Source organism: Pseudomonas sp. UBA3153, assembly GCF_002364635.1.
GTDB lineage: Bacteria > Pseudomonadota > Gammaproteobacteria > Pseudomonadales > Pseudomonadaceae > Pseudomonas_O > Pseudomonas_O kuykendallii.
Map to the genome: position 1 here is coordinate 25,845 of NZ_DEYR01000030.1, position 22,692 is coordinate 48,536.

17 protein-coding genes are annotated in these 22,692 nt (G+C 64.7%); 5 read left to right on the forward strand and 12 right to left on the reverse strand.

The window, feature by feature from the left end:
- Nucleotides 1–2 precede the first annotated feature (2 nt).
- The 5 genes from B2X67_RS06280 to ppsA form a co-directional block, all read right to left on the reverse strand.
- Nucleotides 3–245 (reverse strand): CrfX protein, encoded by a 243-nt coding sequence (locus B2X67_RS06280; RefSeq protein ID WP_286784968.1) that lies wholly within the window; start codon nucleotides 243–245, stop codon nucleotides 3–5.
- A gap of 53 nt (nucleotides 246–298) precedes the next feature.
- Nucleotides 299–1,297: a zinc transporter ZntB gene (locus B2X67_RS06285; RefSeq protein WP_286785020.1), complete on the reverse strand. Its 999-nt coding sequence runs from the start codon at nucleotides 1,295–1,297 to the stop codon at nucleotides 299–301.
- 27 nt (nucleotides 1,298–1,324) lie between these two features.
- Nucleotides 1,325–1,813, reverse strand: coding sequence for a ribonuclease E activity regulator RraA (gene rraA / locus B2X67_RS06290; RefSeq protein WP_090230980.1), 489 nt, complete (start codon nucleotides 1,811–1,813; stop codon nucleotides 1,325–1,327).
- A gap of 132 nt (nucleotides 1,814–1,945) precedes the next feature.
- Entirely contained in the window at nucleotides 1,946–2,956 is a 1,011-nt protein-coding gene (locus B2X67_RS06295) for an alpha/beta fold hydrolase (RefSeq protein ID WP_273231534.1), read from the reverse strand.
- 68 nt (nucleotides 2,957–3,024) lie between these two features.
- Complete coding sequence (gene ppsA / locus B2X67_RS06300) at nucleotides 3,025–5,397, reverse strand: phosphoenolpyruvate synthase (RefSeq protein WP_286784969.1); 2,373 nt, start codon at nucleotides 5,395–5,397, stop codon at nucleotides 3,025–3,027.
- A 163-nt stretch (nucleotides 5,398–5,560) separates the two neighbouring features.
- Here ppsA and ppsR point away from each other — a divergent pair, with 163 nt between their 5' ends.
- The gene (gene ppsR / locus B2X67_RS06305) at nucleotides 5,561–6,379 is read left to right on the forward strand and encodes a posphoenolpyruvate synthetase regulatory kinase/phosphorylase PpsR (protein WP_090230983.1); all 819 of its coding nucleotides are present in this window, start codon (nucleotides 5,561–5,563) and stop codon (nucleotides 6,377–6,379) included.
- 29 nt (nucleotides 6,380–6,408) lie between these two features.
- Nucleotides 6,409–7,047 (forward strand): LysE family translocator, encoded by a 639-nt coding sequence (locus B2X67_RS06310; protein ID WP_286784970.1) that lies wholly within the window; start codon nucleotides 6,409–6,411, stop codon nucleotides 7,045–7,047.
- A 35-nt stretch (nucleotides 7,048–7,082) separates the two neighbouring features.
- Here the strand turns inward: B2X67_RS06310 and prpF are convergent, their stop codons facing one another.
- The 5 genes from prpF to B2X67_RS06335 all read right to left on the reverse strand — a co-directional run bounded on the left by prpF (nucleotide 7,083) and on the right by B2X67_RS06335 (nucleotide 13,847).
- Nucleotides 7,083–8,270 carry a 2-methylaconitate cis-trans isomerase PrpF gene (prpF, locus tag B2X67_RS06315; RefSeq protein ID WP_286784971.1) on the reverse strand — a complete coding sequence of 396 codons (1,188 nt, stop codon included), beginning with the start codon at nucleotides 8,268–8,270 and terminating at the stop codon, nucleotides 7,083–7,085.
- Nucleotides 8,271–8,373: 103 nt separating this feature from the next.
- Nucleotides 8,374–10,986 carry a Fe/S-dependent 2-methylisocitrate dehydratase AcnD gene (gene acnD / locus B2X67_RS06320; protein WP_273231661.1) on the reverse strand — a complete coding sequence of 871 codons (2,613 nt, stop codon included), beginning with the start codon at nucleotides 10,984–10,986 and terminating at the stop codon, nucleotides 8,374–8,376.
- Between the two features lie 5 nt (nucleotides 10,987–10,991).
- Nucleotides 10,992–12,155 carry a bifunctional 2-methylcitrate synthase/citrate synthase gene (gene prpC, locus B2X67_RS06325; RefSeq protein ID WP_273231541.1) on the reverse strand — a complete coding sequence of 388 codons (1,164 nt, stop codon included), beginning with the start codon at nucleotides 12,153–12,155 and terminating at the stop codon, nucleotides 10,992–10,994.
- Between the two features lie 79 nt (nucleotides 12,156–12,234).
- Nucleotides 12,235–13,119: a methylisocitrate lyase gene (gene prpB / locus B2X67_RS06330; protein WP_273231542.1), complete on the reverse strand. Its 885-nt coding sequence runs from the start codon at nucleotides 13,117–13,119 to the stop codon at nucleotides 12,235–12,237.
- Complete coding sequence (locus B2X67_RS06335; RefSeq protein WP_273231543.1) at nucleotides 13,116–13,847, reverse strand: GntR family transcriptional regulator; 732 nt, start codon at nucleotides 13,845–13,847, stop codon at nucleotides 13,116–13,118. The genes prpB and B2X67_RS06335 overlap by 4 nt, the downstream gene beginning before the upstream one ends.
- A 292-nt stretch (nucleotides 13,848–14,139) precedes the next feature.
- Between B2X67_RS06335 and B2X67_RS06340 the strand changes: the two genes are divergently transcribed.
- The 3 genes from B2X67_RS06340 to B2X67_RS06350 are packed head-to-tail and all read left to right on the forward strand — an operon-like array spanning nucleotide 14,140 to nucleotide 17,198.
- Complete coding sequence (locus B2X67_RS06340) at nucleotides 14,140–14,676, forward strand: ATP-dependent zinc protease (RefSeq protein WP_090231088.1); 537 nt, start codon at nucleotides 14,140–14,142, stop codon at nucleotides 14,674–14,676.
- A gap of 5 nt (nucleotides 14,677–14,681) precedes the next feature.
- Nucleotides 14,682–16,211, forward strand: a complete 1,530-nt coding sequence (locus B2X67_RS06345) for an inactive transglutaminase family protein (RefSeq protein WP_273231545.1) — start codon at nucleotides 14,682–14,684, stop codon at nucleotides 16,209–16,211.
- 6 nt (nucleotides 16,212–16,217) lie between these two features.
- Nucleotides 16,218–17,198 (forward strand): alpha-L-glutamate ligase-like protein, encoded by a 981-nt coding sequence (locus B2X67_RS06350; protein ID WP_286785021.1) that lies wholly within the window; start codon nucleotides 16,218–16,220, stop codon nucleotides 17,196–17,198.
- A gap of 30 nt (nucleotides 17,199–17,228) precedes the next feature.
- Here B2X67_RS06350 and B2X67_RS06355 read toward each other — a convergent pair whose 3' ends face one another.
- Together B2X67_RS06355 and B2X67_RS06360 are read right to left on the reverse strand one after the other, a co-directional pair.
- On the reverse strand, nucleotides 17,229–19,949 hold the full coding sequence (locus B2X67_RS06355) for a helix-turn-helix transcriptional regulator (RefSeq protein WP_376747762.1): 2,721 nt from the start codon (nucleotides 19,947–19,949) through the stop codon (nucleotides 17,229–17,231).
- Entirely contained in the window at nucleotides 19,946–22,645 is a 2,700-nt protein-coding gene (locus tag B2X67_RS06360) for a LuxR C-terminal-related transcriptional regulator (RefSeq protein WP_286784972.1), read from the reverse strand. The genes B2X67_RS06355 and B2X67_RS06360 overlap by 4 nt, the downstream gene beginning before the upstream one ends.
- Nucleotides 22,646–22,692: the final 47 nt, after the last annotated feature.

Sequence of the window (22,692 nt, forward strand, 5' to 3'; positions counted from 1 at the left end):
CTTCAATCAGCCTTATCGGTGCGGTCGGGTGAGGAACGGCGGCTACGCGGCGAGACGTTCGCCGCGCCGCTGTTGAGGGCGATCATCAGCGCCTCGAACCAGTGGCCCGCCAGGCTGAACAGATCGCCGACGCCAACCTGGCGGTTGGCGGTCTTCAATACGCGGTCCAGGCAGGCATCGTCATCGCGTGAGGACGACGAGGCCTTGAGCATATCGCGCAGGGATTCTTCGAAAGGGTCGTGCATACGTACCTCGGATGATCTCTCGGCTAGACGCGACGTTGCGCTACCGAGTCACATCACAGCCAGCGCAGGCGACGAAATATCCACCACTGCGACACGCCAAGAACGGCCATCAGCGCGCAGGCGCCGACGAAACCGTAGCGGCTGTCCGCGCCGGGAATGCCGCCGACGTTGATACCGAGCAGCCCGGTGAGGAAAGTCATCGGCAGGAAGAAGCAGGTGATGATCGCCAGCAGGTACATGGTGCGGTTCATCCGCTCGCTCATGCGACGCTGTTCGGATTCGATGATCAGATGGCCGCGCTCGCGGATCAGCTCCAGTTCCTCGAGATAACGCACCAGGCGGTTGCTCAGCTCGTTCCAGTGGTCGCCATCGTCATTGGCGAACCAGGGCAGATGGTTGCGCGCGAGCTGGGTGAAGATCTCCCGCTGCGGCGACAGGAAGCGGCGCAGGCTCGCGGCGCGGCGGCGCAGCAGCAGGACACGCCCCTGCTCCGTGTAGCTTTCCCCTGCCGCGGTCGACTCCTCCATCGCATCGGCTTCTTCGGACAACGACTCGATCAGTTGATCGACCTTTTCGGTCAGGGCGTCGGCCAGGTGCAGGATGACCTCGGACGGCCCCTTCGGCCCTCTTCCCTCAGCCCATTGCTGCAACAGTTCATCGGTGGAGCGCAGCGAGCGCAGGCGCAAGGAAATCACCCGACGGGAGTCGGCGAAGATGCGCAGGGAAACCATGTCCTCCGGTTCGGCTCCGGGGTTCAGGTTGACCCCGCGCAGGAACACCAGCAGCTCGTCGCCCGGTAGCGGCAGCAGCCGCGGCCGGGTGTTCTCTTCGAGCAGGAGGTCACAGGCGAAATCGCTCAGGCCACTGTCATTGCGCAGCCACGCCTGCGACTGCGGATGGTGGCGATGCCAGTGCAGCCAGACACTTTCTTCGTCGCCAAGCTGGAGGGCCTCCAACTGCGCATAGTCGATCGGGCGGGCGCGCCCCTTGCCGTCCAGGATCAGCGCGTGGATCAATCCGTACTGCGTCGTTTCGTCTTCGTTTGCCGCCAGCTCCGGTACTGCATCGACCACCAGGTCTTACTCCGTCATGGGCAACGCTTTGGAGGAAACGATGATGCCGTTGTTGTCCGCGTAAACGAACTCGCCCGGGCGGAAGGTGACGCCGCCAAAGGTGACCACGACGTTGAGATCGCCGATGCCCCGCTTGTCGGTCTTCATCGGATGGCTGGCCAGCGCCTGGATGCCGAGGTAGGTCTCGGCGAGTACATCGACATCGCGGACGCAGCCATAGATCACCAGGCCTTCCCAGCCGTTCTTGGCCGCCTTCTCGGCGAGCATGTCGCCCAGCAGCGCACGCCGCAGCGAGCCGCCACCGTCGACCACCAGCACCTTGCCGACGCCTGGCAGATCGACCTGCTCCTTGACCAGCGAGTTGTCTTCGAAGCACTTGATCGTGACGATCTCGCCACCGAAGGAATTGCGGCCGCCGAAATTGGCGAACATGGGTTCGACCACATGGACCAGATCGGGATAGGCATCGCACAGATCGGGAGTGACATATTGCATGGTGAACCTCCTTGGGATTGTTGACCGGAGTGCGCTGGTCGGGCCATCGCCTGACCCCAGCCTTTTCCGTCGACGAGACGGGCGAACTTCGCGGTCGTGACCGGGAAGCGCCGTTGCGTCATATTTTAACGGTTAACTGCTGGACACGGAACGCTGCGACAGCGGTGTATCCACTGTAGACGGCTGGCGCGCCGGCAACGCCCGGTGCTGCAGCCAGTGCGTGACCAGCGGGTAGACCTCCTCCTGCGCCGCCTTGCTCACCAGCATCTGCACATGGCCGAAGGCCGTGCTGAAACCGGTCTGTGGCCCAAGGCACAGGTAGACGCGGTTTTCCGAGCCAAAACGCTCCAGCAGCGCCTGGCAGGCCGACGGCGGATCCTGGCGATCGCCCTCGGCCGTTACCATCAGCGTCGGCATGCGCGCCTCGGCGAGGCCGGCCAGCCAGTCGCGCCCCTTCTCGCCAAAGCGGCCGAACAGGCCATGCCAGCGCAGACTCTCGATCAGCAGCCCGGCGGGTTCGTCTTCAGGACCGCGCATCGAGCGAGCGCCGGATACGCCGCCGAAATGCCTGAGCAGCGAACGGGCGACCCACTCCACCGGCGGGATTTTCAGTGCCCAGTGCGACTGGCTGACCTGGCTGCCGAACAGCGCCAGGGTCGCGGCTCGCCCATCGTCCAGATAGCCGCCACCGACCGCCGCCGCCAGGCTGATGCCCCCCAGCGAATGGCCCAGCCAGTGAGGCACGCGACCGGTTTGCTCGATGACGAAGTCGGCGATCGCCGGCAGGTCGTAACGGGCGTAATCCGCCACGCGGTTGCGCGCGTAGGTCAGATTGCGCGGCGAAAGCCCATGCCCGCGCATTTCGGCGATCCACACATCGAATCCGGCGCGCGCCAGATAGGCCCCCAGGCCGATGCCCTTGGGCGAAAACCAGAAGCGCCGGTTGGAGAAGCTGCCGTGCAGCAGGATCACCGGCAGGCCACGCGCTGTGCCGGCGCGCAGCAGGCCAAGCCGGGTCAGTGCCAGTTCCACGCTCTGGTCGGGACTGTTGTTGGGTTTCAGGCGATAGACATCTTCGGTCAGGTCGCCCCGCAGGTCCGCGCTGATCAGCGCTACGGGGAACAGTTCGCTACTGCTTTGCATGGTGCTTTTACTTCGTGCACAAAAAAGGGCGGGGTGTGCACCCGCCCTCTTCGTATCGTTACGAAACCTTAGGCCTGCTGGCCCTCGGCAAGGAAGAACCAGGTGTCGAGCACCGAGTCCGGGTTCAGCGAGACGCTCTCGATGCCTTGTTCCATCAGCCATTTCGCCAGGTCCGGGTGGTCCGAAGGACCCTGGCCGCAGATGCCGATGTACTTGCCGGCCTTGTTGCAGGCAGCGATGGCGCTGGCGAGCAGCTTCTTGACCGCCGGATTACGTTCATCGAACAGGTGCGCGATGATCCCGGAGTCGCGGTCCAGCCCCAGGGTCAGCTGGGTCATGTCGTTGGAACCGATGGAGAAACCGTCGAAGAACTCGAGGAACTCGTCGGCCATCAGCGCGTTGGACGGCAGCTCGCACATCATGATGACCTTGAGCCCGTTCTCGCCACGCTTGAGGCCGTAATGGGCCAGCAGGTCGATCACCTGCGACGCCTCGCCCAAAGTGCGCACGAACGGCACCATCAGCTCGACGTTGGTCAGACCCATGACTTCACGGACCTTCTTCATCGCCCGGCATTCGAGCTCGAAGCAATCGCGGAACGACTCGCTGATGTAGCGCGAAGCACCACGGAAGCCCAGCATCGGGTTCTCTTCTTCCGGTTCGTAGAGCTTGCCGCCGATGAGGTTGGCGTACTCGTTGGACTTGAAGTCGGACAGGCGAACAATGACTTTCTTCGGCCAGAACGCGGCAGCCAGGGTGCTGACGCCCTCGACCAGCTTCTCGACGTAGAAATTCACCGGATCGTCGTAACCAGCAATGCGCTTCTCGACGCTTTCCTTGATGTCCGCCGGCAGGCTGGCGAAGTTCAGCAGCGCCTTGGGATGCACGCCGATCATCCGGTTGATGATGAACTCCAGCCGGGCCAGGCCCACACCGGCGTTCGGCAATTGAGCGAAGTCGAAGGCGCGGTCCGGGTTGCCGACGTTCATCATGATCTTGAACGGCAGATCTGGCATGGCGTCCACGGAGTTCTTCTTGATATCGAAGCCCAGTTCACCCTCGAAGATGAAGCCGGTGTCGCCCTCGGCACAGGACACGGTGACGCGCTGGCCGTCGGTCAGCAGGTGGGTGGCGTTGCCGCAACCGACCACCGCCGGAATACCCAGCTCGCGGGCGATGATCGCCGCGTGGCAGGTGCGACCGCCGCGGTTGGTGACGATGGCGCTGGCGCGCTTCATCACCGGTTCCCAATCCGGATCGGTCATGTCGGAGACCAGCACGTCGCCCGGCTGGACCTTGTCCATTTCCGACACGTCCTTGATCACCTTGACCGGGCCGGCGCCGATGCGCTGGCCAATGGCGCGACCTTCGACCAGCACCTTGCCTTTTTCCTTCAGCAGGTAGCGCTCCATCACGGTGGCGCTGGCGCGGCTCTTAACGGTTTCCGGACGGGCCTGGACGATGTACAGCTGCTGGTCGTCGCCATCCTTCGCCCACTCGATGTCCATCGGGCGGCCGTAGTGTTTCTCGATGATCAGCGCCTGGCGGGCCAGGTTGCTGACTTCCTCGTCGGAGAGGCAGAAGCGCGCGCGATCGGCGCGATCGACGTCGACGGTCTTGACCGACTTGCCGGCCTTGGCTTCGTCGCCGTAGATCATCTTGATCGCCTTGCTGCCCAGGTTGCGGCGCAGGATGGCGGGACGACCGGCTTCGAGGGTCTGCTTGTGGACGTAGAATTCGTCGGGATTGACCGCGCCCTGGACGACGGTCTCGCCGAGGCCATAGGCGCCGGTGATGAATACCACGTCGCGGAAGCCGGATTCGGTGTCGAGGGTGAACATCACGCCCGCGGTGCCGGTTTCAGAACGAACCATGCGCTGCACGCCGGCCGAGAGCGCGACCAGCTTGTGGTCGAAGCCCTGGTGGATGCGGTAGGCAATGGCGCGGTCGTTGAACAGCGAGGCGAAGACTTCTTTCGCTGCGCGGATCACGTTCTCGACGCCGCGGATGTTCAGGAAGGTTTCCTGCTGGCCGGCGAACGAGGCGTCCGGCAGGTCTTCTGCAGTAGCCGAGGAGCGCACGGCAACCGCCATGTTCTCGTTGCCACCGGCCATTTCGGCGAAGGCGGTGCGGATATCGGCGTTGAGCTGCTCGGGAAACTCGGCTTCCATGACCCACTGACGGATCTGCGCGCCGGCCTTGGCCAGTTCGTTGACATCGTCGACATCCAGTGAGTCGAGGATGGCGTGGATACGATCGTTGAGCCCGCTGAGATCGAGGAAGTCGCGATAGGCCTGGGCCGTGGTGGCGAAACCGCCAGGCACCGATACACCGGCACCGGCGAGGTTGCTGATCATTTCGCCCAGGGAGGCGTTTTTGCCCCCTACCCGCTCGACATCGTGATTGCCGAGCTTATCGAGGGAAATTACGTACTCGACCAAGGTGATCTCTCCACTGAAAGTTGAAAAGCTCCTGCGGGGCGGATTCCGCGGCTCCAGCCTTGTGGCCCACCCCATGGAAATAAGTGACAATGCCCTTCGGCAGGCCCCTGAAACCGGGCGCCATGATAGCCAAGAATCGTTCCTACCTTAAGGCCTGAGCGCAATGAAACGAACCGCTTTCTTCATTTCCGATGGCACCGGCATCACTGCCGAAACGCTCGGCCAGAGTCTGTTGGCGCAATTCGAGAACATCACCTTTCACAAACTCACCAGACCGTACATCGATAGCGTCGAAAAAGCGCGCGCAATGGTACAGCAAATAAACGATGCGGCAGATCGGGATGGCGCCCGTCCGATCATCTTCGACACCATAGTTAACCAAGAAATCCGTGACATCCTGGCAAAATCCAACGGATTCATGATCGACATCTTTTCCACCTTCCTTGCGCCCCTTGAACACGAGCTGATCGCCAGCTCCTCGTACTCGGTAGGCAAATCCCATTCCATCGCCCACAGCGCCAACTACATGGAGCGCATCGAGGCGGTGAACTTCGCCCTGGACAACGACGACGGCGCGCGAACCCACTATTACGACAAGGCCGATCTGATCCTCGTCGGCGTGTCGCGCTGCGGCAAAACCCCCACCTGCCTTTATATGGCCATGCAGTTCGGCATCCGCGCCGCCAACTATCCGCTGACCGAGGAAGACATGGAGCGTCTGCAACTGCCGCCGGCGCTCAAGCAGTTCAAGCACAAGCTATTCGGCCTGACCATCGACCCCGACCGGCTCACCGCGATCCGCCATGAGCGCAAACCGAACAGCCGCTACGCCAGCTTCGCCCAGTGCGAGTTCGAAGTGCGCGAAGTCGAGGCGCTGTTTCGTCGGGAAAACATCGCCTTCATCAACTCCACTCATTTCTCGGTGGAAGAGATTTCGGCAAAGATCCTCGTGGAAAAAGGCGTCGAACGCCGCCTGAAGTAACGCCCAACGCACATCCCGGACCTGCCCACATGACCCTGATGGACGCCGTACTCTTCGCCCCCGTTGCACTGCTCATTTCGGTGATGCCAGGGCCCAACAACTTCTGCGCGCTGAACAACGGCATTCGACGTGGCGTAGGCGCTGCCGTGCTGGCGACCAGTGGCCGGGTGCTGGCGTTCGCGATCTTCCTGACGATTTCCGCGATCGGCCTGGGCGCGATGCTGCTGGCGTCGGAAACCGCCTTCACCACCATCAAGTGGATCGGCGCCGCCTACCTCCTCTATCTCGGTATCGTCGCCTGGCGCAGCCGTGATTTCAGCGGGCTGGACATGCTCGAGGGTACTCAATCCTCAAGCCAGCAGCGGAGCGTCTGGCGGCTGATGCTGCAGGAGTTTCTCATCGGCATCAGCAACCCCAAGGCGATCCTGCTGTTCGCAGCCATCTTCCCGCAGTTCATCAAGCCGGATCAGCCGGCCACCGAGCAGTTCCTCTACCTGGGCACCACCTACCTGCTGGCTGAATACTGCGCCTCGGTGGTCTACGCGCTGTTCGGGCTGCAAATCCGCCGTTTGGTGAAGACCAGCAAGGGCGTGATTCGCTTGAACAAGACCACCGGTGCCTTTTATATGGGCGCTGGCGGCCTGCTGTTGGGCACCAGCCGCCTGTGAGGTCGGGCGGCCAATAGCGGACGCCCGAACATCACTCAGAACGCGTCGCCCGGCACCCGCACCCAGCCTTCCATGAGTACCCGCGCACTGCGGCTCATGATGGCCTTCTTCACCACCCATTCGCCGTCGATTCGCGTCGCCTCCGCCCCTACGCGCAATACGCCCGAGGGATGCCCGAAGCGCACCGCGGTGCGCTCGCCCCCGCCGGCGGCCAGGTTCACCAGCGTGCCGGGGATTGCTGCCGCGGTGCCGATGGCCACCGCGGCGGTGCCCATCATGGCGTGGTGCAGCTTGCCCATCGACAACGCGCGCACCAGCAGGTCGACATCGCCGGCCTGCACGGCCTTGCCACTGGATGCTGCGTAACTCTTGGGTTTGGCGACGAACGCGACCTTCGGCGTGTGCTGGCGCGTCGCCGCCTCTGCAGCCGTCCTGATCAGCCCCATGCGCAACGCCCCGGCGACACGAATCGCTTCGAAACGCGCCAGCGCCGTGGGATCGCCGTTGATGTCCTCGCGCAGTTCGGTGCCTTGATAACCGATGTCATCGGCGTTGACGAACACCGTGGGGATACCGGCGCTGATCATCGTCGCCTTGAAGGTTCCCACGCCGGGGACTTCGAGGTCGTCCACCAGATTGCCGGTGGGGAACATCGAACCGCCCTCCTCGCCGTCATCCGACGGATCGAGGAACTCCAGCACGATCTCCGCGGCCGGAAAGGTCACCCCGTCCAGCTCGAAGTCGCCGGTCTCCTGCACCTGTCCGGCGCTGACCGGCACGTGGGCGACGATGGTTTTCTGGATGTTGGCCTGCCAGATCCGCACCACGCAGACCCCGTTGTCCGGCACGCGCGCCGGGTCGATCAGGCCGGCATGCAGGGCGAAGGCGCCCGCGGCGGTAGAGAGGTTGCCGCAGTTGCCGCTCCAGTCGACGAAGGCTTTGTCGATGGAAACCTGGCCGTAGAGGTAGTCGACGTCATGGTCCGGTTGGCTGCTTTTCGACAGGATCACGCACTTGCTGGTGCTGGACGTGGCACCGCCCATGCCGTCGATCTGTGCGGAGTACGGGTCGGGGCTGCCAATGACGCGCATGAATAGCCGGTCGCGGGCTTCGCCCGGCACCTGTGCGCTGCCGGGCAGGTCTTGCAGACGGAAGAACACGCCCTTGCTGGTACCGCCACGCATGTAGGTGGCGGGAATCTTGATTTGCGCTGCGTGAGACATGGCCTGTTTCCTGAACAATTCGGAGGTCCCGTAGGGTGCGCCGTGCGCACCAGCACAGACCTCGCTGCCTGTGGCGCGCACAGCGCACCCTACGGGATCGCGTTTAGGCGGTTGCGGTCGCTTCCAGGAAGTCCTGGGCGAAACGCTGCAGCACGCCACCGGCTTCGTAGATTGACACTTCCTCGGCGGTATCCAGGCGACAGGTCACGGGCACGTCCAGGCGTTCGCCGTTCTTGCGCGTGATCACCAGCGTCAGGGTTGCACGCGGGGTGCGCTCGCCGAGCACGTCGTACAGCTCGGTGCCGTCCAGGCCCAGGGTCAGGCGATTGGTGCCGGGTTTGAATTCCAGCGGCAGTACGCCCATGCCCACCAGGTTGGTGCGGTGGATTCGCTCGAACCCTTCGGCGGCGATCGCTTCCACACCCGCAAGGCGCACGCCCTTGGCGGCCCAGTCCCGCGAGGAGCCCTGGCCGTAGTCCGCGCCGGCCACGATGATCAGCGGCTGCTTGCGCGCCATGTAGGTCTCGATCGCTTCCCACATGCGGGTGACCTTGCCTTCGGGCTCGATACGGGTCAGCGAACCCTTCTTCACCTGGCCGTCAACCACGGCCATCTCGTTGACCAGTTGCGGGTTAGCGAAGGTGGCGCGCTGGGCGGTCAGGTGGTCGCCGCGGTGGGTCGCGTAGGAGTTGAAGTCCTCCTCCGGCAGGCCCATTTTCGCCAGGTACTCGCCGGCCGCACTGTCGGGCATGATCGCGTTGGAAGGCGATAGGTGATCGGTGGTGATGTTGTCCGGCAGCAACGCCAGCGGGCGCATGCCCTTGAGCGTGCGTTCGCCGGCCAGCGCGCCTTCCCAGTAAGGCGGACGGCGAATATAGGTGGACTGCGGGCGCCAGTCGTAGAGCGGGCTTTCCGCTTCGGCGAAGGTGCCCAGGTCGAACATCGGGATGTAGACCTGGCGGAACTGCTCGGGCTTCACCGAGGCAGCGACGATGGCGTCGATTTCCTCATCGCTGGGCCACAGATCCTTCAGCGTTACCGGGTTGCCGGCGTGGTCATGGCCCAACACGTCCTGCTCGATATCGAAGCGCACGGTTCCCGCGATGGCGTAGGCGACCACCAGCGGCGGCGAGGCCAGGAATGCTTGCTTGGCGTACGGGTGAATACGGCCGTCGAAGTTGCGGTTGCCCGACAGCACGGCGGTGGCATACAGGTCGCGGTCGATGATTTCCTGCTGGATCACCGGGTCCAGCGCGCCAGACATACCGTTGCAGGTGGTGCAGGCATAGGCAACGATGCCGAACCCCAACTGCTCCAGCTCGCTGAGCAGGCCGGCTTCTTCCAGGTACAGCTTGGCCACCTTCGAACCCGGCGCGAACGAGGTCTTCACCCAGGGTTTGCGCAGCAAGCCGAGGGCATTGGCCTTCTTCGCCAACAAGCCGGCAGCCACCACGTTGCGCGGGTTGGAGGTGTTGGTGCAACTGGTGATGGCGGCAATGATCACCGCGCCATCGGGCAGCAGGCCTTCGCTCTCTTCCACTTTGGCGGCGGCCAACAAGGTTTCGCCGGCAATGCCGCGCTCTTGCAGCGCCGAGGTCGGCAGGCGTTTGTGCGGGTTGCTCGGACCGGCCATGTTGCGCACCACGGTGGACAGGTCGAAGCGCAGCACCCGCTCGTACTCGGCGGTCACCAGGGCATCCGCCCACAGGCCGGTGAGCTTGGCGTACTGCTCCACCAGCGCCACCTGCTGCGGTTCGCGCCCGGTGAGCTTGAGGTAGTCGATGGTCTGCTGGTCGATGTAGAACATCGAGGCCGTGGCGCCGTATTCCGGGCACATGTTGGAGATGGTCGCGCGGTCGCCGATGGACAGGCTATTGGCACCTTCGCCGAAGAACTCCACGTAGGCGCCGACCACCCGCTCCTTGCGCAGGAACTCGGTGATCGCCAGCACGATATCGGTCGCGGTGATGCCGGGCTGGCGCTTGCCGGTGAGCTCCACGCCGACGATGTCGGGCAGGCGCATCATCGAGGCACGACCAAGCATCACGGTTTCCGCCTCCAACCCGCCAACGCCGACGGCGATCACGCCCAGGGCATCCACGTGCGGCGTATGGCTGTCGGTGCCGACGCAGGTGTCCGGGTAGGCCACGCCGTCGCGAGCCTGGATCACCGGGCTCATTTTCTCCAGGTTGATCTGGTGCATGATGCCGTTGCCGGCGGGGATCACGTCGACGTTCTTGAACGCGGTCTTGGTCCACTCGATGAAGTGGAAACGGTCCTCGTTGCGACGCTCTTCCACGGCGCGGTTCTTCTCGAACGCATCGGGGTCGAAACCGGCGTATTCCACGGCCAACGAGTGGTCGACGATCAACTGGGTGGGCACCACCGGGTTGACCTTAGCCGGGTCGCCGCCCTTGTCGGCAATCGCGTCACGCAGGCCGGCTAGGTCCACCAGCGCGGTCTGGCCGAGGATGTCGTGGCACACCACGCGCGCCGGGTACCAGGGGAAGTCCAGATCGCGCTTGCGCTCGATCAGCTGCTTCAGCGCATCGGTGAGCAGCGCCGGGTCGCAGCGCCGGACGAGTTGTTCGGCCAGCACGCGCGAGGTGTAGGGCAGCTTGTCGTAGGCACCGGGTGTGATGGCCTCGACCGCCTCGCGGGTGTCGAAGTAGTCCAGCGCAGAACCCGGCAGGTTTTTGCGGTACTTCGTGTTCATGCTGATCATGGGCGATCCTTGAGCGGCACGAACTTAAGGTCTTCGGGACCGGTGTAGTTGGCGCTCGGGCGGATGATCTTGCCGTCGATGCGCTGCTCGATCACATGGGACGACCAGCCCGAGGTGCGGGCGATGACGAACAGCGGCGTGAACATGGCGGTGGGCACGCCCATCATGTGGTAGCTCACGGCGCTGAACCAATCGAGGTTGGGGAACATTTTCTTGATGTCCCACATGATGGTTTCTAGGCGCTCGGCGATGTCGAACATCTTGCTGTTCCTCTGTTCGACGGAGAGCTCGCGCGCGACCTCCTTGATCACCTTGTTGCGTGGATCGGACACGGTGTAGACCGGATGGCCGAAGCCGATTACCACTTCCTTCTGCTCTACGCGCGCACGGATATCGGCCTCGGCTTCGTCCGGATTGTCGTAGCGCTTCTGGATCTCGAAGGCCACCTCGTTGGCGCCGCCGTGTTTCGGGCCGCGCAATGCGCCGATGGCGCCGGCGATGCAGGAATAGATGTCCGAACCGGTCCCGGCGATCACCCGCGAGGTGAAGGTGGAGGCGTTGAATTCGTGCTCGGCGTAAAGGTTGAGCGACGTGTGCATGGCACGCACCCACGACTCGCGCGGTTTTTCGCCGTGCAGCAGGTGGAGGAAATGCCCGCCGATGGAGTCATCGTCGGTTTCCACGTCGATGCGTTTGCCGTTGTGGCTGAAGTGGTACCAGTACAGCAGCGCCGACCCCAGGGAGGCCATCAGCTTGTCGGCGATATCGCGAGCGCCGGGATGGTTGTGGTCGTCCTTCTCCGGCGATACGCAGCCCAACACCGAGACGGCGGTACGCATCACATCCATCGGGTGCGCCGAGGGCGGCAGCTGTTCCAGCGAGGCTTTGAGCGCTGCCGGAAGGCCACGCAGCGCCTTGAGCTTGGCCTTGTAGCTGGCCAGCTCGGCCACGTTGGGCAGCTTGCCGTGCACCAGCAGGTGGGCGATTTCCTCGAATTCGCAGCGGTTGGCGAAGTCGAGTACGTCGTAGCCGCGGTAGTGCAGGTCGTTGCCGGTACGGCCGACGGTGCACAGGGCGGTGTTGCCGGCGGCGGTGCCACTCAGGGCCACCGATTTCTTGGGTTTGAAGCCCGGCGTGGTCGTCTCTTGGGTTGCGCTCATCGCGGGTTGTTCCTCATCTGATCCGGTTGATGTTCTTGTTGTTCATCGGTGCCGCCTGCTCGATACGCGGCCCGATCGGTCACTTCTTGGCGGCGAACAGCGCATCGAGCTTCTGCTCGAAGGCGTGGTAATCGATGCGCTCGTACAGCTCCATGCGCGTCTGCATGGTGTCGACCACGTTCTTCTGGGTGCCGTCGCGGCGGATCGCCGTGTAGACGTTTTCCGCCGCCTTGTTCATCGCGCGGAAGGCCGACAGCGGGTAGAGCACCAGGGAAACATCGGCGCCGGCCAGCTCCTGCGTGGTGTACAGCGGGGTCGAACCGAATTCGGTGATGTTGGCGAGGATCGGCGCACGGACCTTCTCGGCGAACAGCTTGTACATGTCCAGCTCGGTGATCGCCTCGGGAAAGACCATGTCGGCCCCCGCCTCCACGCACGCCGCGGCACGCTCCAGCGCGGACTCCAGGCCCTCGACCGCCAGCGCATCGGTACGCGCCATGATCACGAAGCTGTCGTCGGTGCGTGCATCCACCGCGGCCTTGATGCGGTCGACCATTTCCTGCTGGGAAACGATTTCCTTGTTCGGCCGGTGACCGCAGCGCTTGGCACCCACCTGATCCTCGATGTGGATCGCGGCGGCGCCGAACTTGATCATCGACTTGACCGTGCGGGCCACGTTGAACGCCGAGGAGCCGAAGCCGGTGTCGACATCCACCAGCAGCGGCAGGTCGCAGACATCGGTGATCCGGCGCACGTCGGTGAGCACGTCGTCGAGACCGGTGATGCCGAGGTCGGGAACCCCCAGCGAGCCCGCCGCCACGCCGCCACCGGACAGGTAGATCGCCTTGAAGCCGGCGCGCTTGGCCAGCAGTGCGTGGTTGGCGTTGATTGCCCCGACCACCTGCAACGGGTGCTCGCTGGCTACGGCGTCACGGAAACGTTGCCCGGCAGATACATGACTCATGGCTGACCTCTTGTTGTCGTTGTTTCCTGGGTGCCCGGATGGGCGCTGGGATAATGGCGCTCGACGTTGCGCTTGGACGCGGCGATGTGACGGCGCATCAGCAGTTCGGCGAGCTCTCCGTCACCATCGGCGATGGCGTCGAGAATGCGGTGGTGTTCGGTGAATGCCTGGCGCGGACGATTGGGTATCGCCGAGAACTGGATGCGGTACATGCGTACCAGTTGGTAGAGCTCGCCGCAGAGCATCTGCGTCAGCGTGCGGTTGCCGCTGCCCTGGATGATCCGGTAGTGGAAATCGAAGTCGCCCTCCTGCTGGTAGTAGCCCAGCCCGGCCTGGAACGCCTCGTCGCGCTCGTGCATGTCCAGCACCTGGCGCAGCTCGTCGATCTCTGCCTGGCTCATGCGCTCCGCGGCCAGGCGACAGGCCATGCCTTCGAGAGATTCGCGGATTTCGTAGAGTTCGATCAACTCGGCGTAGCTCAGCGAAACCACGCGAGCACCCACGTGGGGCACGCGCACCAGCAGGCGCTGGCCTTCCAGCCGGTGGATCGCCTCGCGCAACGGGCCGCGGCTGATGCCGTAGACGCGGGCCAGCTCCGGCTCGGAGATCTTGCTGCCAGGAGCGATCTCGCCCTTGACGATGGCCGCCTGGATACGCCGGAAGACGTGCTCGGAAAGGGTTTCCGACTCGTCCGCAACGGTTGGATTGATATCCGCGGCTTCCAGCATATTGTCGACACCAGCAAGGTTTGGTTCGAGAAAAATTACGCTTGAAGACCCTATTCAGTCAAACGCGATCATCGGATTGTTGACAATCTTTCGGAATGACCGAAAGACGCCATGGCCAGAACCACCGCTGTTGCGGCCTATATGCGTCTGTCACCGCAGAAAATCAGCATGCTAGAATGCCCACCGCTTGCGCTGCCCAGGAATGATGCCCGCCATGCCCGCGAGCCCCGAGAACAAAGGCTCCAGCCACCCGCCGGTCATGCCGACCCGCCGCCGCGATCATCCAGGACGTATGAGATTCAAGCCCTTCGCTCCTTCCCTCTTCTGCCTGTTCCTTGCGCCCGACGCGGGTTTCGCCGGTGAGAAGACCGTGTACGGCCTGAACGAGCACGCGCGCCTCGCCGAACTGGATCTGGAAGTGGCGGCGAAGCTGGACACCGGCGCCAAGACCGCCTCGCTCAGCGCCCGGGACATCCAGCGCTTCAAGCGCGACGGCGAATCCTGGGTACGCTTCTACCTCGCCATCGACGACGCCCATGCCCATCCCATCGAGCGACCGCTGGCGCGGATCAGCAAGATCAAGCGCCGCTCGGGCGACTACGATCCTGAACAGGGCAAGACCTACACCGCGCGCCCGGTGATCGAGCTGAGTGTCTGCATGGGCCGCGCCCGGCGCGACATCGAGGTCAATCTCACCGACCGCAGCGCCTTCGAATACCCGCTCCTGATCGGCTCCGAGGCGCTCAAGCGCTTCGATGCGCTGGTCGACCCCAGCCTCAAGTACGCCGCCGGCAAGCCCGGATGTGCCGACTCAATCTCTGCCGAGTAGACCCCATGCGCTCTCTTACCCTGCATCTGAAAGTCCTGATCACCGTGCTGGTGACGCTGGGCGTTCTGATTACGGCTTACCAGATCTTCATCCTCGGCATCCCGGTAACCGAGGACGAAACCGACGATCTGTGGAACATCGATGCCAAGGTCGAGTTCGTCGCCACGCCGCATGAGCCGGTCAAGGTGCAGATGTTCGTTCCGCCGCTGAACCAGAACTACGTCAGCCTCAACGAGAGCTTCATCTCCAACAACTATGGCGTGAGCATCAACCGCACCGGCGACAACCGGAAGGTGACCTGGTCGGCGCGCCGTGCCAAGGGAAACCAAACGCTCTACTACCGCCTGGTGCTGACCAAGCGCTACAGCGGCGAGCAACTCAAGCCCAAGGGGCCGATCTTCCGCGACGAGCAGATTCTCGTGGATGGGCCCGAGAAGATCGCCGCCGAAGCGCTGATGGCGCCGATCCGCCAGCATTCGGCGGACGTCGAAACCTTCGTCGGCGAGACCATCAAGCGGGTCAACAACGTCAACGACGACAACGTCAAGCTGCTATTGGGCGGCGACCAATCCACCGTCAACAAGGCCAAGGTGGTCGACCTGCTGCTGTCCATCGCCCATGTGCCGATGGAGCGCGTGCACACCCTCCGCCTGATCGCCGACCAACCGCAGAACCCGGAACTCTGGCTGCGCAGCTTCAACGGCGACAAGTGGCTGTACTTCAACCCGGAGACCGGCGAACAGGGCCTGCCGGCTGACCGCCTGATGTGGTGGACCGGCGACGAGCCGCTGGTGACGCTGGATGGCGGCAAGAAGATCCAGGTCAACTTCACCCTGAACAACAGCGAGATGAACGCCATCCGCCTGGCCAAGCTGACCGACGAGAACACCGACGTCGACTTTCTCGAATACTCGCTCTACGGCCTGCCGCTGCAGACCCAGCAGACCTACCAGATCATGATCATGATCCCGATCGGCGTGCTGGTGATCCTCATCCTGCGCAACCTGATCGGCCTGCAGACCCTCGGCACCTTCACCCCGGTGCTGATCGCCCTGGCCTTCCGCGAGACGCAGCTGGGCTTCGGCATCGCGCTGTTCACCCTGATCACCGCGCTGGGCCTGTCGCTGCGCTCCTACCTCGAACACCTGAAACTGCAGATGCTGCCGCGGCTGTCGGTGGTGCTGACCTTCGTCGTGGTGCTGATCGCGGTGATCAGCCTGCTCAGCCACAAGCTCGGCCTGGAGCGCGGGCTGTCGGTGGCGCTGTTCCCGATGGTGATCCTGACCATGACCATCGAGCGCCTGTCGATCACCTGGGAAGAGCGCGGCGCCGGCCACGCGATGAAGGTGGCGATCGGCACGCTGTTCGCCGCGACCCTGGCGCACCTGCTGATGATGGTGCCGCAGCTGGTCTACTTCGTGTTCACCTTCCCGGCGATCCTGCTGGTGATGGTCGGCTTCATGCTGGCGATGGGTCGCTACCGCGGCTACCGCCTGACCGAGCTGTTCCGCTTCAAAGCCTTTCTCAAGGATTGAGCCATGATCGGTCTGTGGAAGAGATGGAAGGCCCTGGAAGCGCTCGGCATCATGGGCATCAACCGGCGTAACGCGGACTACGTGCTGAAGTACAACAAGCGCAGCCTGTACCCGATCGTCGACGACAAAATCATCACCAAGCAGCGCGCCATCGAGGCCGGCATCCACGTGCCGGAAATGTACGGGGTGATCACCACCGAGAAGGAAATCGACAAGCTCGACGAGATCATCGGCGAGCGCACCGATTTCGTGATCAAGCCGGCCCAAGGCGCTGGCGGCGACGGCATCCTGGTGATCGCCGACCGTTTCGAGGACCGCTACAAGACGGTATCCGGGAAGATCGTCAGCCACGAGGAAATCGAGCACCAGATTTCCAGCATCCTCACCGGGCTGTACTCCCTCGGCGGCCACCGCGACCGCGCGCTGATCGAATACCGCGTAACCCCGGACCAGATCTTCAAGAGCATCAGCTACGAAGGCGTGCCGGACATCCGCATCATCGTGCTGATGGGCTACCCGGTGATGGCCATGCTGCGCCTGCCGACCCGGCAATCCGGCGGCAAGGCCAACCTGCACCAGGGCGCGATCGGTGTCGGCGTCGACCTCGCGACCGGGATCACCCTCAAGGGCACCTGGCTGAACGCCAAGATCACCAAGCACCCGGACACCACCAACGCGGTGGACGGCGTGCAACTGCCGAACTGGGACGGTTTCATGCGCCTGGCCGCCGGCTGCTACGAGCTGTGCGGCCTGGGCTACATCGGCGTCGACATGGTGCTGGACCAGGACAAGGGCCCGCTGATCCTCGAACTCAACGCCCGCCCCGGCCTGAACATCCAGATCGCCAACGATTGCGGCCTGACCCTGCGCACCCACGCCGTCGAGGCGCACCTCGCGCAACTGGCCGAGCAGGACGTTCAGGAAAGTCCGGAAGAGCGCGTGCGCTTCGCGCAATCGCTGTTCGGCCACGTGCCGAACAAGGACTGAACCCGCTGGCGCCCCGCGGCGCCGGCCCTCTCAGCCTTCGCTGATCAGGCCCAGCGTCTTGCCCTTGAGCACCGCCTGGGTGCGGCTGCGCACGCCCATCTTGGCGAACAGCTTGTGCAGGTGCCATTTGATCGTCGCCTCGGAGAGGTGCACGGCATGGGCGATGTCGCGGTTGGACATGCCGGCGGCGACGAAACGCAGGATTTCCTGCTCGCGGTAGCTGACGTCCTGGTTCTCGTCGATCGTGTCCGGGTCGATGCCGAGGCGCGCGAACTGCCCGCGCAGCAACTCGCCGAGCCCTTCCCAGGCACTCGCACGCAGCGGCTCCTGCACCTTCCAGGCCTCCCACAGCGGCAACAGCCAGAGCGCATCGTCCTGGAAGGCGCGGCGGTAACCCCGGCTCCAGGCGTCTTCCAGGTGAGCCTGGAACAGCGCGAAGGCTTTCTCCAGATAGCCCTTGCGCCAGTACGCCACCGCCAGCAGCAGCGACAGACGCAGCCGACGATCGCGCTGGTGCTCGGCCGCTTCGCCGGCAAGGCTGCTTTCCAGCACGGCCTGGGCCTTCTCCGGGCGCCTTTCGCTGAGCGCCAGGCGCGCCTGTGAAAGGGCCAGCGCGGTGCAGGCGTCGGGATAGCGTTCGGCAGGCAGGCTTTCCATGAGGCGCGCCAGCTGCAGGCAGATGCGCTCGGCCTCGCCAAGCTGGCGCTGCCACAGCAGCAGTTGCACCTTGCAGCCCATGCCCAGCGCCAGCACGCGCTCTTGCCCCGCGCCCTGCAAGCCGGTGAGCCAGGCATCGAGCTGCCCGAGCCCCTGCCGGGTATCGCCGGAGAAGAACCGCGTCCGAGCCATCACCAGTTGCCCGCGACTGAACAGCTCCAGCGGCGTCGCCACATCGCGCCAGGTGTTCGCCGCCGGCAGCTCGCCGAGGATCGACGCATGCCGATCCTGTTCGTACAGGAGATCGGCATAGGCGAGCGCCAGCGGGCCGCCTACCCGGCTGTTGGCTCCGAAGACCCGTTCGACCCGGCCGCGCGCCGCCTCGGCGATCGAACGACCACGTTCCAGCTCGCCGCTTTCCTTGCAGATCAGCGCCTCGATCAGGCTGGTCAGCGCCAGCAGGTATTCGCTGTTCACCTCCTTGAGGTTCTCATGCACCCGGGCGATCGAGCTGGCCGCCTCGCCGTAGTCGCCCAGCAGACCGAAGGCGGCGGCCTGCACGCAGAACAGGCTGGCGCGGAACACCGTCTGGTTCTCCGGCGCCAGTTTCAGCCAGTAGCGCGACACCTTCAGGCAGCTTTCCAGCTTGTCCTGATAGAGCATCACCAGCGCCTTGAGCACCTGCGCGGCCGCGAGCAGTTCGGCCAGGCCGTAGTGCATCGGCCTGCCCTGCCCCTGCATCAGGCGCGTGCTGACCTCCTCGATCAGGGCCTCGGCCTCGGCGTACTTCTGCTCGAAAGCCAGCTGCCAGGCATAGAAGATCTGGAACACCGGATGCTCGCGGATTTCCTCGGCGGGGACCTGCTCGAGCCGCTTCAGCACGCCGTACACGCGGTTGCCAGCGATCAGCCCGGCGCCCTTGCGTTCCAGCAGGTCGGCCGCGTGCGGGTAGTCCCGGGCGCGCAGCGCGTAGCCGATGGCCCGTTCCGATTGCTCGTTGCTCTCGCACCAGCGCGCCGCAGCCTGCAACAGGTTGGTGCTGTCGCCGCGCTTGTCCAGGCGGCCCTGGAGGAATTCGCCGAACAGCGGGTGATAGCGGAACCACTCGCCGCGCTCGTCCAGTGCGATGACGAACAGCTGCTCGCTCTGCAGGCGCAGGAGCATGTCCAGCGCATCGCGGCGCCCGGTCAGGGCGTTGCACAGCTCGGCGCTGAACTCGTCTAACAGCGAGGTCTGCTCGAGGAACGCCAGCAGCGACTGCGGCAGGCCCTCGAGCACGTCTTCCTCCAGGTAGTCCGCCAGCGTCCGCTCGGTCCCGGAGAAATCGGCGATGAAACGCGCCCGATCGGATTGCCGGCGCATTCCCAGTGCCGCTAGATGCAGGGCGGTGATCCAGCCTCCGCAGCGTTTACCCAGTTGCTTGAGCTGCGCGTCGTCCAGCTCGAGCACGCATACCTCGGAGAAATAGCGCGCCATCTCGTCGCGAGAAAAGCGCAGGTCCTCGGCCTTGATCCAGAACACCGACGCCTTGAGCACCGGATCGTCCTCGATGAACAGCGGCCCGAAACGGGTGCTGACCACCAGGTGGACGTGCTCCGGCAGGCGCTCCAGCAGGTAGCGTCCGCCCTTGCCGAGGAACGGATGGCGGAGCCGGTGGAAATCGTCCAGCAGCAGGTAGAGCGGGCGCTCCAGTGTCTTCAGGTCGGCGATCAGCGCCTCCAGCAGGGCCTCTTCCGGCCAGTTGGCCTGATCGTCGAGCAGCCCCATCGCGCGGCTGCCGAAGCCGGGGCAGAACGCACCGATGGCGGCGATCAGATAGCGCAGCAGGCGCTCCGGCGGGCTGTCCGACTCGTCGCAGGAAAGCCAGGCGACGCACTCGCCGGACGCCGCCAGGCGCCCGGCGAACTGGCCCAGCAGCGTGCTCTTGCCGTAGCCCGCCGGCCCACTGACGATCAGCAGGCGCCGCTCGCGGGCGGCGAACAGACGCTCGACCAGCGCGCTGCGTGCCAGCTGCGCCTGCTGCCCGCGGTCCATCGGCGCCAGCTTGGTGCGCAGCAGCGGAAATCCGGATACCTGAGCCAGTGGGCCATTCATGCGTCGAGCAACTCCAGTTCGCGGGCGCGGCGGATCGCGTGGGTGCGGTTACGCACCTTGAGCTTGTCGTATATGTTGTGCAGGTGCCATTTCACCGTGCCCAGCGCCAGCGCCAGGCGAACGCCGATCTCCTCGTTGGACATGCCGGTGGCGGCCAGCCGGATGACCTCCATCTCGCGATCGGTGAGGTCATCGCCAGGCGACTCGATCGTTTCGCGCGCCGGGCTGCCCGGCCAGACCGTCAGCAGGCCGCGAATGAAACCCTGCAGCGCCGGTTGGCGCTCGGTGACTTCGAGCTGCTGGAGCATCTGCCGGACGGCTTCGCCCTCCTCGATGAACAGACTGCGCAGCCCTTCGCGCTCGGCATCGATGAGGCATTGCACGAGCGTGCTCAACGCCCGCTCCTGATAGCCCAGCCGCTGGTGGCTGAGCGCCGCGAGCATCTCCAGGCGCAGGCGCTGCACCCCATGCCAGCCGGGTTGCAGCAGCTCACGCAACTGGGCGATCTCGTGCAACGCCTCGCTGTATTGCCCGCGCGCTTGTTGCAGGCGCACGCGGCTAACGCCCAGACTCCAGCGCACCGGATTGAACGGCTGCGCGGCGTAATGCGCGGCATGACGTTCCCAGTCGAGGCTTTTCAGGCGCTGCTCGGCGCGGCGGATGCGGTCCGCTGCCGGTTGCTGCAGGATCAGCGCGATCTCGTCCGCCACCGCCTGTGCCTGGAAGCGCCAGGACTGGTTGCGCACCGCGAGTCCCTGCAGCAGCACCAGGCTTTCCAGCGCCTCGCGGGTCTGGTTGCGGGCGCGCTGGAGGCGCGAGAGGAACAGCAGGCCCTGGGCATAGAGGTCGATCGGGTTGATCACATCGACCTGGCGCAGCGCGCGTCCGAGGCGCTCCTCGAGTCCGTCGTAACGCGCCTGCTGGTAGGCGATCAGTGACTCGGTGATGGCGGGCAGCGCCAGCGCGCGGGACCTGTCGCCGAACCACGGCATCAGCCGCCCGCGCAGGCGCTCGGAAAGCAGCTGCGCCTGCCGCGTGCAGCCCTGCTCCAAGGCCAGCAGCACCTCGACGTTGCTCAGTTGCATCGCCAGGTAGCGGCCCTCGAGAAAGTGATTGCGTTGCTGCGCCAGCGCGAGCAGGTGCCGCGCCGCTTCGGGACGGGCGAGCATCACCTGCGCCAGCGCGCCGACGAGTAGCAGTGCCACCTCGAGGAACGCCGCATGCTGACCCAGCCGAGCTTCGACCTTGCCGGCCAGTTCCACGCACAGCGCGAGTTCGTCCTTCTGCAGCGCGATCAGCGCCTTCACCGCCATGGCAGCCAGGTAACCCTGTTGCAGCGGCGCGCCTTCGCCCGCGTCCCAGCGTTGCAGGAGTTCGTCGAGCAGGCGCTTGGCCTCGGGCAACGACTGGCCGGCCGCCTTCTCCCAGACAGTCGCCAACACCAGCACCGGGTAGCGCTCGGCAATGGCGTCGGGAATCTGCTGGCGCCAGCGGTAGATCTGGCTGAGCTGACCCCGGTTGATCAGCTCCAGCCCGCAGCCATCCACCAGCGCGGCAAGCATTTCCTGGTCTTCGGCTAGGCAGGCGTGCTCGATCGCCAGGTTCTGCATGTGATGGTTGGTGAACCACAGGCTGGCGTTGAAATGCAGGTACTTGAGGCGTTCCGGGTCGCGCTGGCGCAGGCGCGCGCGGAGGAAGTCCGCGAACAGGTGGTGGAAGCGGTACCAGTGCCGGGCGCGATCCAGCGGTTCGAGGAACAGCTGGCGCTGCTCCAGTTCCTCCAGCAATGCCTGCCCGTCGTCGCAGCCGGTGAGTGCCCCGGCCAGTTCGCCGCTCAGTTGGTTGGCCACCGCCAGCGCCAGCAGTTGCTCCTGCAGCGGCTCCGGCAGTTGCTCGAATACGGTGCTCAACAGGTAGTCGCCGACCGCCAGTTCGCTGACGTTGCGGGGCATCGGTGCGTCATCGGAACGGTTGTGCAGCCACAGGCTGGCGAGGTGTACACCGGCCAGCCAACCCTCGGTCTGCGCATGCAGCGCCGCGACGGTGGCGGTATCCACGCTGAGCCCGGCGCCGCGCAGGTATTCGCCGGTTTCCTCCAGGCTGAGGCGCAACTCGTCGCTGCCGATCTCCAGCAACAACCCTTTGGCGCGCAGGCTGGCCAGGCGCAGCGCGGGCAGAGAGCGGCTGCCGAGGGCGAGGACGAATCCGGTCGGCCCCAGCAACACCATGCGATTGAGCGCGGCCAGCAGGTCGGGGTCCTGGATGAGATGCACGTCGTCGATCACCAGCAGCAGCGGCTGCCGCTGCTCGGACAGGTCCGCCAGCAGGCTTTCCACCACCGCGGCCACCGGCACCTGCATGGTGTTGCGCAGATAGCTCAGCGCATCCGCGCCGATGCCCGGAAAGGCGCTGCGCAATGCGGCGATCAGCTCAGTCAGGAAATGCAGTGGATCATCGTCGCCTTCGCCCAGGGAACACCAGGCGCTGGCGTAGCCCTCGGCGCTGCGCGACGCCGCAAGTTCGGCCAGTGCGGTGGTCTTGCCGAAGCCCGCGGGGGCGCAGAACAGCACCAGCCGCGCGGAGGGTGCGCCGAGAAGGGCCTGGAGATGGGGCCGGGGAAGGCTCGCGGACGGTTGCGGCGGCAACAGCTTCGAGCGCGACAGACTGCTTGAGGCTGGATCTAGAACTGCGTCCACGGCCTGGGTCCTCGTCCTTATGGTTGTTAGTCGGAGTCATACTCCTC

Coding starts and splice junctions, on each gene's coding strand:
- B2X67_RS06280 (WP_286784968.1), bottom strand. CDS start 245: ATGCACGACCCTTTCGAAGAATCCCTGCGCGATATGCTCAAGGCCTCG.
- rraA (WP_090230980.1), bottom strand. CDS start 1,813: ATGCAATATGTCACTCCCGATCTGTGCGATGCCTATCCCGATCTGGTC.
- B2X67_RS06295 (WP_273231534.1), bottom strand. CDS start 2,956: ATGCAAAGCAGTAGCGAACTGTTCCCCGTAGCGCTGATCAGCGCGGAC.
- ppsR (WP_090230983.1), top strand. CDS start 5,561: ATGAAACGAACCGCTTTCTTCATTTCCGATGGCACCGGCATCACTGCC.
- B2X67_RS06310 (WP_286784970.1), top strand. CDS start 6,409: ATGACCCTGATGGACGCCGTACTCTTCGCCCCCGTTGCACTGCTCATT.
- prpF (WP_286784971.1), bottom strand. CDS start 8,270: ATGTCTCACGCAGCGCAAATCAAGATTCCCGCCACCTACATGCGTGGC.
- acnD (WP_273231661.1), bottom strand. CDS start 10,986: ATGAACACGAAGTACCGCAAAAACCTGCCGGGTTCTGCGCTGGACTAC.
- prpC (WP_273231541.1), bottom strand. CDS start 12,155: ATGAGCGCAACCCAAGAGACGACCACGCCGGGCTTCAAACCCAAGAAA.
- prpB (WP_273231542.1), bottom strand. CDS start 13,119: ATGAGTCATGTATCTGCCGGGCAACGTTTCCGTGACGCCGTAGCCAGC.
- B2X67_RS06335 (WP_273231543.1), bottom strand. CDS start 13,847: ATGCTGGAAGCCGCGGATATCAATCCAACCGTTGCGGACGAGTCGGAA.
- B2X67_RS06340 (WP_090231088.1), top strand. CDS start 14,140: ATGAGATTCAAGCCCTTCGCTCCTTCCCTCTTCTGCCTGTTCCTTGCG.
- B2X67_RS06345 (WP_273231545.1), top strand. CDS start 14,682: ATGCGCTCTCTTACCCTGCATCTGAAAGTCCTGATCACCGTGCTGGTG.
- B2X67_RS06355 (WP_376747762.1), bottom strand. CDS start 19,949: ATGAATGGCCCACTGGCTCAGGTATCCGGATTTCCGCTGCTGCGCACC.